This is a genomic window from Pseudomonas sp. 2995-1, from assembly GCF_002742505.1.
Lineage (GTDB): Bacteria > Pseudomonadota > Gammaproteobacteria > Pseudomonadales > Pseudomonadaceae > Aquipseudomonas > Aquipseudomonas sivasensis.
Genome location: NZ_LJSA01000198.1, coordinates 1 through 374, shown reverse-complemented (window position 1 = coordinate 374; position 374 = coordinate 1). Strand labels below are relative to the sequence as shown.

Here is a 374-nt window from a genome sequence, read left to right as displayed (position 1 = left end):
GTATCATCGAGCTATATGATGAAGTACTTCGGCTAGGCCATAGAACGGAGATTATGCGTGAACTACAGGATGAGGATGATCTTTTTATGCTCTTGTTGTATTCTGATATGCTTGGTGTCCCTAATCCTGCCTTTTTCTACACCCTTGAGCTTTATCCACATATGCTTGAAAAGTTCCATGATTGGCATACGAGAATGGGAATGGATAAGTCTCCTCAATGGCTTTAGATGCTGCTAATTCTCCATACTCTTACATAGAAGATAGAAAGCGTAGTGCCCACGTTTTTACTCAGGAGGGGTCCACATGAAAACTAAAACTAATATAACTGATAAAAAAGTTATTTTTGTAGGTGGTAAAGGTGGTGTTGGCAAATC

The 374-nt window shown here is 39.6% G+C and carries 1 protein-coding gene; it reads left to right on the top strand.

Annotation, left to right across the window (positions count from 1 at the left end):
* The first annotated feature begins 2 nt into the window (after window positions 1-2).
* On the top strand, window positions 3-227 hold the full coding sequence (locus tag AOA61_RS02475; RefSeq protein WP_256583322.1) for a cory-CC-star protein: 225 nt from the start codon (window positions 3-5) through the stop codon (window positions 225-227).
* The last annotated feature ends 147 nt before the right edge of the window (window positions 228-374 follow it).